This is a genomic window from Protofrankia sp. CiP1_Cm_nod3 (genome assembly GCF_982290655.1).
This window is the reverse complement of sequence record NZ_CEVIVD010000025.1, coordinates 7,295-25,263: the sequence shown is the minus strand read 5'-3', so window position 1 is coordinate 25,263 and position 17,969 is coordinate 7,295. Positions and strand designations below refer to the sequence as shown.

Sequence of the window (17,969 nt, the reverse complement as noted above, 5' to 3'; positions counted from 1 at the left end):
CTGCCCGAGGCCTGCCCGAGGCCTGGACGAGGCCTGGACGAGGCCTGGACGGCTGGGCCGCCGGTTGCGCTGTCGCGCAGGTGCTTTTCCGGCTGCCGCGCCGGGCGTCGCGTCCGTCCTTCACGGGTCTGCCGCCTTCTCGGCCGGCCTGGCCGTTCTTCGCGATCCTGGCCCTCGGTGGGCCTGGCGTCTTCTCCGTAGGCTTGGCGTCGTGGACACCGCCATCTCGAAGCCGGCCGCCTCGACACCGGCCGCGGGCCCGACCGGCAACGGCCGAGGGGACGACGCGCCGGCCGCCCCCGGCCTCGCGTCCCCGGCCACCGACGCGTCCGCGGCCACCGACGCGTCCGGAGTCTCCCGCCCGGCTCACGACACGGTTCTGGTCGTCGACTTCGGCGCTCAGTACGCCCAGCTCATCGCCAGGCGGGTGCGGGAGTGCCACGTCTACTCGGAGATCGTGCCCTGGGACATCTCGGTCGCGGAGATCCTCGCCCGGCGTCCCGCCGCGGTGATCCTCTCGGGCGGGCCGAAGTCGGTCTACTCGCCGGGCGCCCCGGAGGTGGACCCCGCGCTCTTCCGTGCCGGGGTGCCGGTGCTGGGCATCTGCTACGGCCACCAGGTGATGGCGCACGCGCTGGCCGGGACGGTGGCCCGCACGGGCGTCGCGGAGTACGGCGCGACCCGCCTGACCGTCACCGCCGGCGGTGTCCTGTTCGCGGACCTGCCCACCACCCAGCAGGTGTGGATGTCCCACGGCGACTCGGTGACGGCGGCGCCGCCGGGGTTCGTGGTCACCGCGTCGACGCCGTCGACCCCGGTCGCGGCCTTCGAGGACGTCGCGCGCGGGCTGTTCGGCGTGCAGTTCCACCCGGAGGTGGTGCACAGCGACCGCGGCCTGGACGTCCTGCGGCGTTTCCTGTTCGCCGGCGCCGGCTGCCGGCCCAACTGGACGATGGTCAACATCGCGGACGAGGCGGTCGCGGCGGTCCGGGCCCAGCTCGGCGACGCGCGCGCGATCTGCGGGCTGTCCGGCGGGGTGGACTCGGCGGTGGCCGCGGCGGTCGTCCACCGCGCCGTGGGCGACAGGCTGACCTGCGTGTTCGTCGATCACGGCCTGCTGCGCGCGGGCGAGGCGGAGCAGGTGGAGAAGGACTTCGTCGCCTCGACCGGGGTCGAACTGGTGCACGTCAAGGCCGCCGACCGGTTCGCCGCGGCGCTCGCCGGCGTCAGCGACCCGGAGCGTAAGCGCAAGATAATCGGACGGGAGTTCATCCGGGTGTTCGAGGCCGCCGCCCGCGAGCTGGAGGCTCAGGCCGAGGCGGAGGGCTCCCGGATCGAGTTCCTGGTGCAGGGCACCTTGTATCCGGACGTCATCGAGTCCGGCTCGCCGACCGCGGCGAAGATCAAATCGCATCACAACGTCGGCGGGCTCCCCGAGGATCTGCAGTTCTCCCTGGTGGAGCCGTTGCGCACCCTGTTCAAGGACGAGGTGCGCCGGCTCGGCGAGGAACTCGGGCTGCCGGAGGAGATCGTCTGGCGGCAGCCCTTCCCGGGGCCTGGCCTGGCTGTCCGGATCATCGGTGAGGTCACCCCGCAGCGGCTGGCGACGCTGCGGGCCGCGGACGCGATCGTCCGCGGGGAGATCCGCCGGGCCGGGCTGGACCGCGAGATCTGGCAGGTGTTCGCGGTACTGCTGGCGGACGTCCGCTCGGTGGGGGTCCAGGGGGACGAGCGCACCTACGGGCATCCGGTCGTGCTGCGCGCGGTCACCAGCGAGGACGCGATGACCGCCGACTGGGCCCGGCTGCCCTACGACCTGCTCGAACGCATCTCGAACCGGGTGGTCAACGAGGTCGAGCAGGTCAACCGGGTGGTGTACGACATCACCTCGAAGCCTCCCGGCACCATCGAGTGGGAGTGACCCGGGCCGCGGCGGCCCGGCGCACCCGGCGCACCCGGCGTACGCAGGGAAGAAAGAAAAGGAAAAGAAGATGCGGTGCGGCAAAGAAGAGCGGTGCGGCCGGACGTCACGCGGCGGGGATGCGCAGGGGCCCGGCGGCCAGAGCGCGGACACGGCCGGCGGTGACCGGGTCGATGTTGCCGCCGGAGAGGACCACCGCGGTCGGGCCCTGCGCGAGCTCGGGGTGACGCAGCAGCGCCGCCGTCCCCGCGGCCCCGGCGGGCTCCACCGTCTGGCCGTCGGCGCGCAGCAGCGCCGCCATCGCCTCCCACAGCGCGTCCTCGTCGACCGTGATCACATCGTCCACCAGGGCGGTGGCGAGCGCCAGGGTCAGGCTGCCCGGGGTCCGCACGGCTATGCCGTCGGCGATGGTGGCCGCCGGGACGCACACCGGCCGGCCGGCGCGCCAGGACAGGGCGAAGGCGGGCGCGCCCGCGGCCTGGACGCCGATCACCCGCACGTCGCGCCGCCGCTGTCTGATCGCCGCCGCTATCCCGCTGATCAGGCCGCCGCCACCGATACCCACCAGGACGGTCCGCAGGCCGGGGACCTGCTCGGTGAGCTCGAGCCCGATCGTGCCCTGCCCGGCGATCACGACCGGATCGTCGAAGGGATGCACCAGCAGCCCGCCGTGCCCGCGCGCGGTGGACTCGGCGGCCAGCAGGGCGGCGTCGATCCCGCCATGGACGTGCTCGACCCGCGCGCCGAGGCGGCGGGTGCGCGCGACCTTGACCGGGCTCGCACCGGCCGGGACGAAGATCGTGGCTGGGACGCCGAAGTGGGCCGCCGCGTACGCGACGCCCTGGGCGTGGTTGCCGGCGCTGGCGGCGACCACCCCCCTGGCCCGGACGGCGGGGTCGGCGAGCGCGATCCGGGCGAAGGCGCCGCGTAGCTTGAACGACGCGGTGCGTTGTTCATTCTCGCACTTCAGCCACACCGGCACGCCGGTCAGCCGGGACAGGTGAGCGCTGGGCGTGACCCTGGTCCGCCGGAGCACCGGCGCGAGGACGACCGCGGCTGTGGCGACGTCGATCGTGTCGCGGTCGACGGCCACCGTGTCTCGGTTCGTCGTGCCGCGGTTCGTCGTGCCGCGGTTCATGGTCTCGAGGGCCCGCGTGCCGTTAGCGCCGTCGGCGCCGTCCGTGGACGCCGCGGGCGCGCCGGATCTGGGTGGGACGTCGGTGTCGTCCGTACCGGCGCGGCCTGTCTCCCCGGTGGCGCGTGCCGTACCAGCGGCGCTACCAGCGGCGTCGGTCCCGCTCGTCCTGCCGGAGGTCTCTCCGGTGCTCTCTGTTCTCCCGCCGGTGGTACGTGTCGGGTTCTCGGTCGGTTGGCGCATCGTCGTGCTCCCGGTAGCTCGGCGGCCACCTCCGACGTGACCGCGGCAACAAAAAAAGCCCCCCGCCGAACTGGCAGGAGGGCGAGGCGCGCGGACCCGTCGGTGTCGCTCCGAAAGCACGTCGGGCTGAAAAGCCCGTCCGCGAGAGCAAGGTCGCGCGCCTAATTAATGATCATAATGTGCTGCGGCACCTTTTTATTTTGCTCTTGGGCGCTGGTGGTCGTCAAACCCGCCGGCCCGCCCGCGTGCCAGACGCCCGTCACACCCGGTGGCGGGACGGCGGCTACCGGTGGTGCGCACTATGAAGCGGGCTGTAGCGTGAACCGTGCTGTGGGTCGCCGAGCCACAGCACGGCGTGGTGTGGGTGTGACAGCCTGAACCGGGACGCCGGGTCGTGACGCGCACCGGGGCCTCGTAGGGTGAGAACCATGTACCGCCGTCGGACGAGCCGGGCGTCGAACGTATGATCGGAACCCTATGAGCGCGCTTCCCGGTGGCCCGTACCCCGACTTCGGCCCGTACCCGGGCTTCGGCCCGTACCCCGGCTTCGACGACGTCGCTGACGACCGGGACGAGCCGGCGTCGCCAACGGCTCCGGGTGTGCCGGGCGCTCGTCCCGCCACGCCCCGGCTCGCTCCCGACGCGCTGCTCGACGGCCTGAACCCGCAGCAGCGGGCGGCGGTCGTCCACACGGGCTCGCCGCTGCTCGTCGTCGCGGGCGCGGGCTCCGGCAAGACGCGGGTGCTGGCGAACCGGATCGCCTACCTGCTCGCCGCCCGCGGGGCCCGGGCCGGCGAGATCCTGGCGATCACGTTCACCAACAAGGCCGCGAACGAGATGAAGGAGCGGGTCGCCGCGCTCGTCGGCACCCGCACCCGGGCGATGTGGGTGAGCACCTTTCATTCCGCCTGCGTGCGCATCCTGCGGTCGCACGCCAAGCGCATCGGGTTCACCAGCAGCTTCTCGATCTACGACGCGGCGGATGCCCAGCGCCTGGTCACGCTGGTCGCGCGCGACCTGGACATCGACCCGAAGCGCTACCCGGCGCGCGCGCTCGCCACCGGGATCAGCAACCTGAAGAACGAGCTGGTCGACTGGGAGACCGCCATGAGCCGGGCGACCGGCCATGCCGAACGTGCCGTCGCCGAGGTCTACGGGCTCTACCAGCGCCGGCTGGCCGAGTCGAACGCGTTCGACTTCGACGACCTGATCATGACGACGGTGAACCTGCTGCAGGCGTTCCCGGACGTCGCCGAGCACTACCGACGCCGGTTCCGGCACGTCCTCATCGACGAGTACCAGGACACCAACCACGCCCAGTACGTCCTGGTGCGGGAACTGGTGGGGCAGGCGCCCCGGCTGACCGTCGACGGCGAGCCGGTACGGCCGGCTCCGGTGCCGCCGGGCTCCGACGCCGACGCCGACGGGCCCGCGGTGGGGCCGGCCGAGCTGTGCGTGGTCGGCGACGCCGACCAGTCGATCTACGCCTTCCGGGGCGCGAACATCCGCAACATCGTCGAGTTCGAGCAGGACTACCCCGACGCCACCGTGATCCTGCTGGAGCAGAACTACCGGTCCACGCAGACGATCCTGTCCGCGGCGAACGCGGTGATAGCCCGTAACGCCCGGCGCAAGCCCAAGCGGCTGTGGTCGGACGCCGGGGACGGCGAGAAGATCGTCGGCTATGTCGCGGACAGCGAGCACGGCGAGGCCGCCTTCGTCGCCGCCGAGGTCGACCGGCTCTCCGACGCCGAGCTGGCGCGTCCCGGCGAGGTCGCCGTCTTCTACCGCACCAACGCCCAGAGCCGGGTCTTTGAAGAGATCTTCATCCGGGTCGGCCTGCCCTACCGGGTGATCGGCGGGGTGCGCTTCTACGAGCGCCGTGAGGTCCGGGACCTGCTCGCCTACCTGCGGGTACTGGTGAACCCGGCGGACACGGTGAACCTGCGGCGCATCCTCAACGTGCCCAGGCGGGGGATCGGCGAGCGGGCCGAGGCGATGCTCGCCGCCTTCGCCGAACGCGAGCGCGTCCCCTTCGCCGACGCCCTGAACCGGGTGGACGAGGTCCCGGGCCTGGCCGCCCGGTCGGCGAACGCGGTCCGTGGTTTCGCCGCTCTGCTCGCCGAGCTGCGCACGGCCGTGGCCGACGGCCCGGTCGCGGCGCTGGAGACGGTGCTGGAGCGGACCGGTTACCTCACCGAACTGGCCGCCGCGGACGCCCTCGAGGCCGAGGGGCGGGCGGAGAACCTCCAGGAGCTGGCCAACGTCGCCCGGGAGTTCAGCGAGCAGTTCCCGCAGGGCTCGCTCGCGGACTTCCTCGAGCAGGTCTCCCTGGTCGCCGACGCCGACCAGGTGCCCGGCCCCGAGGATGGCGAGGGCGGCGCGGACGGCGCGGGCGGTGCCGCCGGGGCCGTCACCCTGATGACGCTGCACAGCGCCAAGGGGCTGGAGTTCCCGGTGGTCTTCCTCACCGGGCTGGAGGACGGTGTCTTCCCGCACCTGCGCACGCTCGGCGACTCCACCGAGCTCGAGGAGGAACGCAGGCTCGCCTACGTCGGCATCACCCGGGCGCGTGTCCGGCTGTACCTGACCCGGGCGGAGGTCCGCAGCGCCTGGGGCCAGCCGGCGTACAACCCGCCGTCGCGGTTCCTCGAGGAGGTACCGGCCGAGCTGGTCGGCTGGCAGGGGAACACCCAGCCGGCGTCGGCCGCCGCCCACCCGCGGACGAGCGCGTGGGGCTCGGCGCCCGCGGGGCCGTCCGGCGCGCGGGTCGGCGGGCTGCCGGGGCGCCGGCCCGCGCCGGCCCCCCGCCCGATTCCCGACCTGTCCCTGGGGGACCGGGTCAACCACGACACCTTCGGGCTCGGTCAGGTCGTCGCGGTGGCCGGCGCGGGGGACAACCGCGAGGTGAGCATCGACTTCGGCGAGGGAACCGGGACCAAACGCCTGCTCCTGCGCTATGCCCCCGTCGAGAAGCTGTGAGCGTCCCGCGCACCCGCGTTCGGCAGGCCCGACGGGCGGCTGGCCCGTACTGACATCCGCTGCCGCTGCCGCTGCCTGATGGCCGGCTATCCGTTACCGATGCCCGCCGGACGTTGGTGGCATCGGCACGGCACGGCACGGCCGGTGGAAGAGCGGCCGGCGGTAGCCGCTGGTTGAAGGCCGGTAACTGCTGGTCGAAGGCTGGTAGCCGATGCTGGGAGAACGGTGGCGGTCAGTAGGAGACGTTGTGCCTGGCGAGCCACGCGAGCGGGTCGATCTTGGTGCCGTTCTGGCCGCCCAGCCGGACCTCGAAGTGCAGGTGCGGCCCGGTGGAGAAGCCGGTCGACCCCTCCAGGCCCACCTGCTGGCCGGTGGCGACCTGCTGGCCGACCCGGACGCTGATCCGGGACAGGTGGGCGTAGCAGGTGACCACGTTGTTCGCGTGCTGGATCTGGACGAAGTTGCCGTAGCCGGACTCCCACCCCGCGTAGATGATGATGCCGCCGTGGGCGGCGACGACCGGGGTCCCCATCGGCGCGCCGAGGTCGATACCGGGGTGGCCGTTCGCGCCGCCGAAATGCTGGGTGAGCCTGGCCTGTATCGGGCTGACCCAGCGCAGTTCCTCCTGCTGGCGCGCGCTCTCCGTGGCCGTGGTCCGCTGCTGGAGGAGCAGGATGGACAGCTGGGCCAGCGCCTCGTCCCGGTCGACACGGTCGGCCTGGGCCTGGCGTCGCGCGGCGTCGTCGCGTTGCTGCCCGAGCAGGGCGGGGTCGCTCAGCCTGTCGGTGGCGGCGTCCGCCACGCCGCCGGACGCGGGGTCGGCGACCGTCCCGGCGGTGCGCAGGCCGGGAATGACCACCGGCTCGGAGTGCGCGATACCGGTTGTGTTGATCATAACGATGCCGAGGGTGGAGACCACGGCGGTGGCGATGCCGGTACGGCGGATCTGCGCTGCCAAGGCCGCCCGGCGGGCGGAACCGGACGGGCCGCCGTGGCCCGTGGCCCTGCCCTGACCGCGATGCCGCCCTGAGTTACGGGCTGGGGGCTGCGACAACCCGAACTCACGCTCCCGTTGCTCGACAGAACTTCTGCCGCGCCCCGGCATGCCCTGTCACGGCGTGTTACGGCACGGCATGTCGTGGCACGGCAGGAGAAAAAGCCTGCAAACCGGGTTGAACGCTACACCGTCCCAAAACGGGCTTTAGCACCACCCCCACCCACGGTGGGCGCGACGTATGAAGCGGTGTAATTATTGCCTTTTCATCATTATGAGTGACGAAGATTTCGATCATCTTGGAAGTCGCCGGCCGCTGGACGGCCGTCCGCCCATGACGCGCGGTCGGGACGAGCATCACGCAGGGATCTCGGGGCCGTAGCCGGCACCTCCGCCTCGGCTCCTGCCGCCATCTCGGCTCCTGCCGCCATCTCGGCCTCTGCCACCATCTCCACTCCTGCCTCCGCCGGCCCCTCCTCGCCGCCGAGGCCGGTGCGTCCGGTGTCAGGGCCGGTGCGTCCGCTGGCCGGGGCGGTGTACTCGACGTCGTCCAGATGCGCGAGCGTGGTCGCGATCCGATGGACGACGTCGATGTTGAACGGCAGCGAGTGGTGGCCGACGCCGGGAACCCGCAGGTTACGGACGGTCAGGTCCGGATGGCGGATGAGCGCCGCCTCGGTCGGACGGATGATCGTGTCCAGGTCCCCGGAGAAGGCCACGAACCGGGTCCGGCAGTTCGGCGCGGGCTCGGCCAGCTCGCGGACCACGTCCGAGCCCGGGACGAGCTGGCGCAGCAGGGTGTACGGCACCATCGGGGGCAGCAGCCGGGCCAGGCGGGTGCCCTCGTGCGGTGTGCCCAGCGTCACCAGGGTGTGCACACGGGCGTCGCCGTCGAGTTTCTGCACGTAGTAGCGGGCGACCAGGCCGCCGAGGGAGTGCCCGACGATGTGTATGCGCGGGTAGCCCGTCTGCTCGCACATCGTCTCGACCACCGCGGCCAGCTTGCGGGCCGCCGTCGGGACGTCCGCGGTGAACAGCGGCAGGTTCACGGTGGCGACCCGTCCGAAGCCTCGCCGGCGCAGCGACCGGCGCAGCCGAGTGAAGATCGACCTGTTGTCGATCAGGCCATGGACCAGCAGGATCGGTGTGCCCGCGGCTTCGATGTCGCCGACGAGCAGCCCGCGCCGCAGCGGGGAGAGGCCGTCGAGGGTGTAGCGGTCGGCCGGTTCGCGTAGCCGTTCCGAGACGGCCCCGATCGGGTAAAAGGCGATATGGGTCGCCAGCCAGGTGGCCTCCGTGGCCATGCCGCGGATCGCCCCCGGTGTCTCAAGCAGGCCGCGGGTCACGCGTGTGCCGCGACGGGCCACGGATGCGCTCACCGATCTGGTGGCTCTGCCTGCCGCCGCCCCCGCCGGCCCCAGTTGACGCTTTCCGATTGCCCTGCTCCCGTCCGTGCTCGGACAGTTGTCCGAAGAACCAGCTGGCCGCACGAACTGGCCGGCCGAAGGCAACGCGATCATCGGCCTGCTCGCGCGGCCGTGGGTCCGGGTCTCCCGCGCGGGGAAGGACCCGGGAACGGCACGATACTCGCAGGCACGAAGCCCCCGGACGTTGCCCGGATGCCGCGGCCGGCCAGGCCTGGCCCGGTAGGCCGTCGACCGCGCGGGCGGCGCCCAGCCGGCCGGCATCCACCGGGGATGGCCCGGCCGGTGCGCGCCAGACGGGCCGTAGCGCGGCCCGGGAGGCATCCGCTGGGAACCGCCATGACGTCTACCATTACTGAGAGTATAAAAAAAGCGGGTGGATGTCGACTGTTGGTTTCTCGCCGTGACCGCCGGCCGGTACGGCGGCGGCTGTGATCCCGTCGGGCAACAGCGTGCTTCCGCCGGTGCGTCCGGCTAGGGTCTACGGAGAGATCGGGCCACGGAACGCCATGTACGGGGCACCGCGTCAGGGAGGCGACGTCCCGGCCGGATGGTGTCAGGAAACGCAAGGAGGCCGCGTGAGCGGAACCGGTGAACGTATCCGGGTGGTGGTCGCCAAACCTGGTCTTGACGGCCACGACCGCGGCGCCAAGGTTATTGCGCGGGCACTGCGGGACGCGGGCATGGAGGTCGTCTACACCGGTCTGCACCAGACGCCCGAGCAGATTGTCGAGACCGCTATCCAGGAGGACGCAGACTGTATCGGCCTGTCGGTGCTCTCGGGCGCGCACATGACCCTTTTCGCGCGCCTGATGGATTTGCTGCGGGAGCGCGGCGCCACCGACATCGTGGTGACCGGTGGCGGGATCATACCGGATGCTGACATTCCGCAGCTGAAGGCACTCGGTGTCGCCGAGATATTCACGCCCGGAGCGACCACGGGCGAAATCGTCGAATGGATCCGGTCGAGTGTGGCCGCGGCCCACACGCCCGGTCCCAGGGCGGTTTCCGCGGGCTGAGAGTCTTCCGGGCGCCTTCCCGGGTGCCTTCCGGGGCCACCGGTTTCCGCCTCCCGGGCCGCCGGCTTGCCGGCCCGCTCGAGTGGCCGGGGCCGCCCGCCGAGGGCCGGTTGCCTGCCGAGGGCCGGTCGCCGGTCGCGGGCAGGCGGACGGCCCGGGACGGAAGGCCGCTCGGGCGCACGGGCCGCGACCGGGCTCCGCCCGGCCGGCCGGGCGGCGTACGTCGGCGCCGAGGTCCGCATAGGTGCGTGGATCCACCTGGGCCGGGAGTTCGAGAGATCGTTCACAGGGCGGGCCCGAGGGTCCCCATGGGTGCGCGAGGCCCCAGGGGTGTGGGCCCCGGCGGCCGGGCAGGCATCCGGGACGCCACGAGGCTGGCCCGTCGTCGTGTCCGTCCCAGCCGGGCCGGGCGAGGCGCCGGCACGTCGTACCAGCCGTGCCCGCCGGCTCCGTCGGCCGGCCCCGTCCAGCAGTTCCGTCCAGCAGTTCCGCCGACTGGCCGTATCCGCCGGCCGTGTTCTCGTCACCGGTCCGCCGGGCATGCGCAGATGCGGGCATGTGGGCATGTGGAGATGGTTGTGACCGTTGTTTGTCCGCCGCCGTCCATCCGCCGTTGTTGTGACATCGGGTGTCACAGGTGCCGGTAGTTGTTCCGCCGTTCCGGCCCGGCCGGCGGTGTACGGCTTGTGGCCGGATCCGGGTGTGCAGTGAGCGAGGTAACGCGGCCGTCGCCGTAGCGGGCGCCGAGATCGTGCCGGGTTCGATCGGAATAGTGGGTATTGCGATCACTGTGATCGCGGTGTCGACCACCACAAAAGCAGGCGTCCGGCACCGGATCCGGGTGATGATGGTGGCTGGCTCCGGGCATACGAGACCGGCCGCCGCGGCAGGAGCAGTCTCCACCGGGACGGGCGTCTTCAGTAGGCTCGGGCCGGCTTCCCTTTTCTTCGAACTTACGAACGTTCGGCCCTGACCACCGATCTCATATCCGACTGGACGGACTGTGGATCTCTTCGAGTATCAGGCGAAGAAGCTGTTCGCCGACCACGGCGTGCCTGTGCCCAGCGGCAAGGTCGCCACGACCCCCGACGAGGCACGCGGCATCGCAACTGATCTTGGTGGGCGTGTCGTCGTCAAAGCGCAGGTCAAGACCGGCGGCCGCGGCAAGGCCGGTGGCGTGAAGGTCGCCGACGGCCCGGACGACGCCACCGCCAAGGCATCGGCAATCCTCGGGATGGACATCAAGGGCCACACGGTCCACGCGGTCCTCGTGGAGCAGGCGAGCGACATCGCCGAGGAGTACTACGCCTCCTTCCTGCTCGACCGGGCGAACCGGACCTTCCTCGCCATGTGCTCCCGCGAGGGCGGGGTGGAGATCGAGGAGGTCGCCGCGACCAAGCCGGAGGCGCTCGCCCGCATCCCGATCGACCCGCTGGTCGGGGTCGACGCCACCGTCGCCCGCCAGATCGCGGTGGCGGCGAAGCTGCCGGAGGCCGCCCTCGACGGTGCCACCGAGCTGCTGGTGAAGCTGTGGGAGGTCTTCGTCCGCGCCGACGCCACCCTGGTGGAGGTCAACCCGCTGATCCTCACCGGCGACGGCCGCGTGGTCGCGCTGGACGGCAAGGTCAGCCTGGACGAGAACGCCTCCTTCCGCCACCCCGGCCACGCCGCGTTCGTGGACGTAGCCGCGGTGGACCCGCTGGAGCAGCGGGCCAAGGAGAAGGACCTCAACTACGTCAAGCTCTCCGGGCAGGTCGGCATCATCGGTAATGGTGCCGGTCTGGTCATGTCGACCCTCGACGTGGTGACATACGCCGGTGAGGAGTTCGGCGGGCAGCGCCCGGCCAACTTCCTCGACATCGGCGGCGGGGCGTCCGCGGAGGTGATGGCGGACGGTCTGTCGATCATTCTGAGCGACCCGGCGGTCAAGAGCGTGTTCGTGAACATCTTCGGCGGGATCACCGCCTGTGACGCCGTGGCCAACGGCATCGTGCAGGCGCTGAAGATCGTCGGTGACATCACCACCCCGCTGGTCGTGCGGCTCGACGGCAACAACGCCGAGGAGGGCCGGCGGATCCTCCGCGAGGCCAACCTCGACGTGGTCAAGCCGGTGGACACCATGGACGGCGCGGCGCGGCTCGCCGCCGAGCTCGCCGCGGCCGCGGCCGCGGCCTGAGCGGACGGGAAGAGGCTTCCGACAATGGCAATCTGGCTGGACGAGACGTCCAAGATCCTGGTTCAGGGCATCACCGGCTCCGAGGGGCGCAAGCACACCGCCCGGATGCTGCGCGCCGGCTCGAAGATCGTCGGCGGCACCAACCCGAAGAAGGCGGGCACCGAGGTCGAGGGTGTGCCGGTCTTCGCGACGGTGGCCGAGACGATCGAGAAGACCGGCGCCAACGTCTCGGTGGTGTACGTCCCGCCGGCCGGGACCAAGGCGGCCGCCATCGAGGCGATCGACGCGGGCATCCCGCTCGTGGTGGTCATCACCGAGGGCGTGCCGGTACACGACACCACCGAGTTCTGGGCGTACGCGAAGTCCAAGGGCAACGGCACGCGGATCATCGGGCCGAACTGCCCGGGCATCATCAGCCCGGGCCGGTCGAACGCGGGCATCATCCCGGCCGACATCACCCCGCAGGGCCGCATCGGCCTGGTCAGCAAGAGCGGCACCCTGACCTACCAGATGATGTACGAGCTGCGTGACTTCGGCTTCTCCACCGCTGTGGGCATCGGCGGTGACCCGGTCATCGGCACCACCCACATCGACGCGCTCGCCGCGTTCGAGGCCGACCCCGACACCGACGCGATCGTGATGATCGGTGAGATCGGTGGTGACGCCGAGGAGCGGGCCGCCGCCTACATCGAGGAGCACGTCACCAAGCCGGTCGTCGGCTACGTCGCGGGCTTCACCGCGCCGGAGGGCAAGACGATGGGCCACGCCGGGGCGATCGTGTCCGGGTCGTCCGGGACGGCGCTCGCCAAGAAGGAGGCCCTGGAGAAGGCCGGGGTGCGGGTCGGCAAGACCCCGTCCGAGACCGCCCGGCTCATGGCCGACGTCGTGCGCTCCCTGTAGCCGCTCGCGGAACCCGCCCCGCGCGGGATCCCGTCCCCACCGGCTGTCGTTTCCGGCGCCGCATGACGGCGGGCCCGTCGCGGTGGCACCGTTTCCGGACCGGGTGTGGCGAGTCGTTTCCGACGGTCGGCCACGCCCGGTTGTTTTTTGTGTACCCCGTGCGTTGCCGGTGGCGGGCGGCCCGGTGCCGTGGACGTTTCCAGGGTCCTTTCCCGGACATGATCGTGTCGTTCCGGCGGACAGGAGCTACGGTGTCAGGGATGAGTCCGTCAGGTCACCGCTGATCGCTGAAGTGGGGTCGTCCCGTGACACGTGTAGCCGGCCGAGACATACCGAACAACGACCTTGGCGTCCTGGTTGCCGGCGTCGTCCTGTTCATCGCGTCGTTATTCAACTGGTTCTCCGTCAGGGTGTTCAGCGGGGCCAGCAGCGGGGAGAACGCGTGGGGCGTCGGTTTCCTCGCCTATGGTGGTGTCGAACTCGGGCTGCTCGCCGCCGCGCTGGTGGCGGTGCGGCTCTTCACCCGCGTCCAGCTGCCGGCGGTCGGCGTTGACTGGGCTCTGATCCTCGCGGGTGTCGCGGGCCTCGGCACGGTCCTGATCTTCTTCAAGCTGGCGCTGGGATACCACGAGACCGACCGGGCGTTCGGGCTGTGGCTCGGGTTCGTCGCGTCCATCGCCATCACGGTCTTCACCGTCCTGACCGCTGTCGCCGGCGGGCACACGCTGCCACGCGGCGGCCACCGGGACCGCCCGCCGAACCCGATACCTCCCGCCCCCGGGTACGACGCGTACGGCCAGCCCCTCTCGGGCGGGTACGGCCAGCCGGGCTCCTACGGCCAGCCACCCCAGGCCGGTGGGTACGGGCAGCCGGGCGGCTACGGCCAGCCGCCGCAGGCCGGCTACGGTCAGCCGCCGCAGGCCGGTGGGCACGGGCAGCAGGCCTACGGCGGCTACGGCCAGCCGGGCTCCTACGGCGGCCAGCCCCCGCAGCCCGGCGAGGGCCAGCCGCCCCACGGCCAGCCCGGCCGGTAGGGCCCACCCGGGCTTGGCTTCCCGCGCCCGGCCGGCACGGCCTGGCCGGGCACGGGCCCTCCTGGCGGATGCCCGGCCCCACAGCCGGGCCGACTCCCCGTCACGTCCGGAAATGTCCGACCCCTCCTCTATGATTCGAACATATGTTCGCCAACGGGGAGGTCGTCATGGCTGTCAGCACCGCGCGGCTGCGGGCCGAGTCCAGGCGTCTGCGAGCGCTCGGGTGGTCCTACCGGCGGATCGCCCTGGAATGGCAGCGCCGGTACCGGCTCAACGCCCGGGTCGCCTTCCGGCTCGCCCACGGCTGGACGCAGGAGGAGGCGGCCCGGCGCTGGAACGCCCGCTGGCCCGGCGACGACGCGCCGAAGACGGGCAAGTCCTTCTCCTACTGGGAGGTCTGGCCCGCCCGCGGCGGCCGGGCCCCGTCGACCCGGACGCTCCACCGGCTGGCCGAGCTGTACCTGTGCCGTCCTGGCGACCTTCTCGACGGGGACGACTTCGGCCGTCTCGACACGGGCCGCGACGAGGTCCCGCGAGGCCGCGGGACCGTGTGCGGGCCCGCGGCCGCCCCGGCGCGCCCCGGCCGGCTGGTCCCCGTCCCGCGCGAACACCGCGCCGGGCCGGCGGCGCCGGCCGGCGACTGCGGCCCGCGCGTCGGCCACCCGGCCTGCCGGGCCTCCCGTCATCCCGTCTGAGCAGGGGCTATGTCCTGATCAACGCCGTTCCCGGCGGATGCGCACAGGCCGCCTGACGTCAGTACAGTCGGAGCGGAACGGTCCCTGGCCGCTGGCTGTGCCGTCGGCTTCGACGGCGCGTTGCCGGCCACCTGCTTCTCCGGAGAGTCCCGTGTCCGCTCGACTGGTTGTTCTCGCCTCCGGGGTGGGCACCACCTTGCAGGCCGTATTGGACGCCTGCCGGGATCCATCCTTCGGCGCCGAGGTCGTTGCCGTGGGCACGGACCGCTTCGGCACCGGCGCGCAGGACCGGGCGGTGGCCGCCGGTACCCCGGTCTTCACCGTCCGTCTTGAGGATTTCCCGCGCCGGGAGGCGTTCGACGAGGCCACGGCGGAGCGGATCGCCGCTTATGATCCGGATCTGCTGGTGCTCGCCGGCTACATGAAGATTCTCGGAAAGCGGGTCATCGGACGTTTCCGCACGGTGAACACCCACCCGTCGCTGCTGCCCGCCTTCCCCGGCGCCCACGCCATCCGGGACGCACTCGCGCACGGGGTGAAGGTCAGTGGTGTCACGGTCCACTGGGTCGACGAAGGCGTCGATACCGGGCCGATCCTTGCGCAGGCGACGGTGGGCGTGGAAGCGTCCGACACGGAAGAGACCCTGCGTAGCCGCATCCAGGCGGTGGAGCGCGTCCTGTACGTACAGACGATCGGCCGGATCGTCCGGTCGGAGGAGGGGACATGACATCCGCACAGGTCCCGCGGGAGTCCTCGGCCGACGAGCCGGTGGCGGGAGCGCAGGATTCCCCGCCCATCGACGCGGCCTCGTCCGGTGGCGGCGAACTGGTCGCGACGGGGCGGCGCCCCATCCGGCGGGTGCTGGTCAGCGTCTACGACAAGACCGGTCTGGCCGAGCTGGCGGCCGTGTTCGCCGAGGCCGAGGTAGAGATCGTCTCCACCGGTTCGACCGCGCAGGTCCTCGCCCGGCACGGCCTGGCCGTCACGCCGATCAGCACCCTCACCGGGTTCCCCGAGATCCTCGGCGGGCGGGTGAAGACGCTGCACCCGCGGGTGCACGCCGGTCTGCTCGCCGACCTGCGCAACGTCGAGCACGCCGAGACGCTCGCCGAGCTCGACATCGAGCCGTTCGACCTCGTCGTGTCCAACCTCTATCCCTTCCGGGAGACGGTGGCCGGCGGTGCCCCCGAGGACGAGGTGATCGAGCAGATCGACATCGGCGGCCCGGCGATGATCCGGGCCGCCGCGAAGAACCATCACACCGTGGCCGTGGTGGTCTCCCCGGCGGACTACCCGGAGCTGGTCGCTGCGATCCGGGCCGGTGGTTTCGACCTGGCCGCCCGCCGCCGGCTCGCCGCCCGCGCCTTCGCCCACACCGCCGCCTACGACGTCGCGGTCGCGTCCTGGTTCGCCAGTGTGGGCGCCCCCGACCAGGTCGCCCGGGAGTCCGGCTGGCCGGACACGGTCGCCGCGGTGTGGCGCCGCGCCGAGGTGCTGCGCTACGGCGAGAACCCGCACCAGCGGGCCGCGCTGTACGTCGCCGAGAACGACGGGCCGGGGCTTGCCGACGCCCGGCAGCTGCACGGCAAGCCGATGTCGTTCAACAACTTCACCGACGCGGAGGCGGCCCGCTCCGCCGTGGCCGACTTCGGCGAACCGGCCGTAGCCGTGATCAAGCATGCCAACCCCTGCGGCCTGGCGATCGGCCGTGACATCGCCGACGCGCACCGCAAGGCGCACGCCTGCGACCCGGTGTCCGCCTTCGGCGGGGTCATCGCGACGAACCGCCCGGTCAGCGTCGCCCTGGCCGGGCAGATCGCGGAGATCTTCACCGAGGTCGTGGTGGCACCCGGCTACGACGACGGGGCAGTGGAGATCCTGGCCCGCAAGCCCTCGGTCCGCCTGCTGGAGAGCCCCCTGCCGCCGCACCCGCACGGGGTGCAGATACGCCAGGTCTCCGGCGGGCTGCTGCTGCAGTCCCGCGACGCGCTGGACGCCGCCGGTGACGACCCCTCGGGCTGGACGCTGGAGGCCGGCTCGCCCGCGGACGAGAGCACCCTGGCTGACCTCGCCTTCGCCTGGAAGGCCGTCCGGTCGGTGAAGTCGAACGCGATCCTCGTCGCCGCCGACGGCGCCACGGTCGGTGTCGGCATGGGGCAGGTGAACCGGGTGGACGCCGCCCGGCTCGCGGTGGCCCGCGGAGGTGACCGTGTGAAGGGGGCGGTGGCCGCCAGCGACGCCTTCTTCCCCTTCCCGGACGGGCTGCAGGTGCTCATCGGCGCCGGGGTCCGCGCGGTTGTCGAGCCGGGCGGGTCCGTCCGCGACGAGCAGGTCGTGGCGGCCGCGCGGGACGCCGGGATCGCCCTCTACTTCACCGGCGTCCGGCACTTCACGCACTGACAGTCACGCACTGACGGTAGCCGCCAGAAGCGTCCCGAGCCTTCGGGCCCGTGGACGCGGTGCTTACTGACAGTGCTCAGCGGAAATGGCGCTCAGCGGAAACGATGTCCGAATCCGCCGCGTCCTGACCAGGGTGCGGCGGCCGGCGGGGCCGGGTCGATGTCGGGGTCACGGGCGGACGTCGGCCGCACAGCCGGCGTCTCGGTGGCGACGGCATCGTCGGCCCGCCGCTGTGACGCGCGTACCTGTGGCGTGCGTACCTGGTCGTCGGTGCCGTCCGGGTCCGTGCGTGGCGGCCGGACGGCACCGACGCCTCATGAGATGGACGCGGACTCCGCCGCTGCCGCCCCACGCCGCGACGTGCTCGTGGTAGTGCCGTTCGAGGACGCCGGGATGGCCCCACCGGGTGTGTCGTTGGTGGGGACGTAACGCTGCGCCACCCAGTCCAGGGCCTCCCGCCAGCTCGCGCCGTACAGGACCGAGATCCTGTCCGCCGTCTGCCGCGCGAGAGCCTGGACGAACACCCGGTCGTCGTTGTCCAGGTGCCGGGCGTCCCCGAAGGTCTCCCAAGCCCGGAACATCAGCTCCTGCAACTTCTTGCTGTGTGGCGATTCGTCTGTCACGGCCCACTCCCTCCACTCCGGTCCCATTCCGGTGGTTGCGGCGGAAGTGTCCCCTAGTCCCGTGTGGAGGCTTCACCCGGGGTCTAAAAAATTGCGATCCGACGAATGATCGTAAGTTTTCGCGATTGCCGGCGCGGCACTGGGCGCTCCGCCCACCTGAAGATCGATAATGCCCTGGACCTGCTCGGACAGGACGGGACAGCCTGATCGGCAGGTCTCGGCGGCTCCCGGGACGCGACGTGACCGCGGGGTCGCCGTACCGGCACCACATCCGAACGCCCGTCCCAACGCCTTCAAGGGCCACCGCGGTCTGGAGGCTGTCTTCCGGGTGGGCTGCCGTGGCCGTGGGGCCGCCTTGCCGGTGGGCTGCCGTGGCCGGAGGCCGCCTTCCCGGTGGGCATAGACTGCCCTGCGTGGTTGGGG

The 17,969-nt window shown here is 71.9% G+C and carries 13 protein-coding genes; 9 read left to right on the top strand and 4 right to left on the bottom strand.

Annotation, left to right across the window (positions count from 1 at the left end; genetic code table 11):
* Positions 1 to 379: 379 nt before the first annotated feature.
* On the top strand, positions 380 to 1,921 hold the full coding sequence (gene guaA, locus AC5LUJ_RS07660) for a glutamine-hydrolyzing GMP synthase (protein WP_250286067.1): 1,542 nt from the start codon (positions 380 to 382) through the stop codon (positions 1,919 to 1,921).
* Positions 1,922 to 2,027: 106 nt separating this feature from the next.
* Here guaA and AC5LUJ_RS07655 read toward each other — a convergent pair whose 3' ends face one another.
* Entirely contained in the window at positions 2,028 to 3,299 is a 1,272-nt protein-coding gene (locus AC5LUJ_RS07655) for a threonine/serine dehydratase family protein (protein ID WP_250286065.1), read from the bottom strand.
* 477 nt (positions 3,300 to 3,776) lie between these two features.
* Between AC5LUJ_RS07655 and pcrA the strand changes: the two genes are divergently transcribed.
* A complete protein-coding gene (gene pcrA / locus AC5LUJ_RS07650; RefSeq protein ID WP_493464701.1) occupies positions 3,777 to 6,281 on the top strand; it encodes a DNA helicase PcrA in 2,505 nt (834 codons plus the stop codon).
* A 232-nt stretch (positions 6,282 to 6,513) separates the two neighbouring features.
* On the opposite strand, the gene AC5LUJ_RS07645 is transcribed toward pcrA, so the two are convergent.
* Together AC5LUJ_RS07645 and AC5LUJ_RS07640 are read right to left on the bottom strand one after the other, a co-directional pair.
* Positions 6,514 to 7,239, bottom strand: coding sequence for a M23 family metallopeptidase (locus tag AC5LUJ_RS07645; protein WP_250287357.1), 726 nt, complete (start codon positions 7,237 to 7,239; stop codon positions 6,514 to 6,516).
* A gap of 308 nt (positions 7,240 to 7,547) precedes the next feature.
* Positions 7,548 to 8,621, bottom strand: coding sequence for an alpha/beta fold hydrolase (locus tag AC5LUJ_RS07640; RefSeq protein WP_493464700.1), 1,074 nt, complete (start codon positions 8,619 to 8,621; stop codon positions 7,548 to 7,550).
* Positions 8,622 to 9,277: 656 nt separating this feature from the next.
* Here AC5LUJ_RS07640 and AC5LUJ_RS07635 point away from each other — a divergent pair.
* From AC5LUJ_RS07635 to purH, 7 genes are all read left to right on the top strand, one after another.
* A complete protein-coding gene (locus tag AC5LUJ_RS07635) occupies positions 9,278 to 9,718 on the top strand; it encodes a cobalamin B12-binding domain-containing protein (protein WP_250287361.1) in 441 nt (146 codons plus the stop codon).
* A 1,003-nt stretch (positions 9,719 to 10,721) separates the two neighbouring features.
* Entirely contained in the window at positions 10,722 to 11,894 is a 1,173-nt protein-coding gene (gene sucC, locus AC5LUJ_RS07630) for an ADP-forming succinate--CoA ligase subunit beta (RefSeq protein WP_250287268.1), read from the top strand.
* Positions 11,895 to 11,918: 24 nt separating this feature from the next.
* On the top strand, positions 11,919 to 12,794 hold the full coding sequence (gene sucD / locus AC5LUJ_RS07625) for a succinate--CoA ligase subunit alpha (RefSeq protein ID WP_250287266.1): 876 nt from the start codon (positions 11,919 to 11,921) through the stop codon (positions 12,792 to 12,794).
* Between the two features lie 305 nt (positions 12,795 to 13,099).
* Positions 13,100 to 13,828 (top strand): hypothetical protein, encoded by a 729-nt coding sequence (locus tag AC5LUJ_RS07620; RefSeq protein WP_250287264.1) that lies wholly within the window; start codon positions 13,100 to 13,102, stop codon positions 13,826 to 13,828.
* A gap of 167 nt (positions 13,829 to 13,995) precedes the next feature.
* The gene (locus AC5LUJ_RS07615) at positions 13,996 to 14,523 is read left to right on the top strand and encodes a helix-turn-helix domain-containing protein (RefSeq protein ID WP_493464699.1); all 528 of its coding nucleotides are present in this window, start codon (positions 13,996 to 13,998) and stop codon (positions 14,521 to 14,523) included.
* A gap of 151 nt (positions 14,524 to 14,674) precedes the next feature.
* A complete protein-coding gene (gene purN / locus AC5LUJ_RS07610; RefSeq protein ID WP_250286666.1) occupies positions 14,675 to 15,250 on the top strand; it encodes a phosphoribosylglycinamide formyltransferase in 576 nt (191 codons plus the stop codon).
* Positions 15,247 to 16,923 (top strand): bifunctional phosphoribosylaminoimidazolecarboxamide formyltransferase/IMP cyclohydrolase, encoded by a 1,677-nt coding sequence (gene purH, locus AC5LUJ_RS07605; RefSeq protein WP_250292509.1) that lies wholly within the window; start codon positions 15,247 to 15,249, stop codon positions 16,921 to 16,923. The genes purN and purH overlap by 4 nt, the downstream gene beginning before the upstream one ends.
* Before the next feature lie 314 nt (positions 16,924 to 17,237).
* Here purH and AC5LUJ_RS07600 read toward each other — a convergent pair whose 3' ends face one another.
* Complete coding sequence (locus AC5LUJ_RS07600; protein WP_250286669.1) at positions 17,238 to 17,546, bottom strand: hypothetical protein; 309 nt, start codon at positions 17,544 to 17,546, stop codon at positions 17,238 to 17,240.
* Between the last annotated feature and the right edge of the window lie 423 nt (positions 17,547 to 17,969).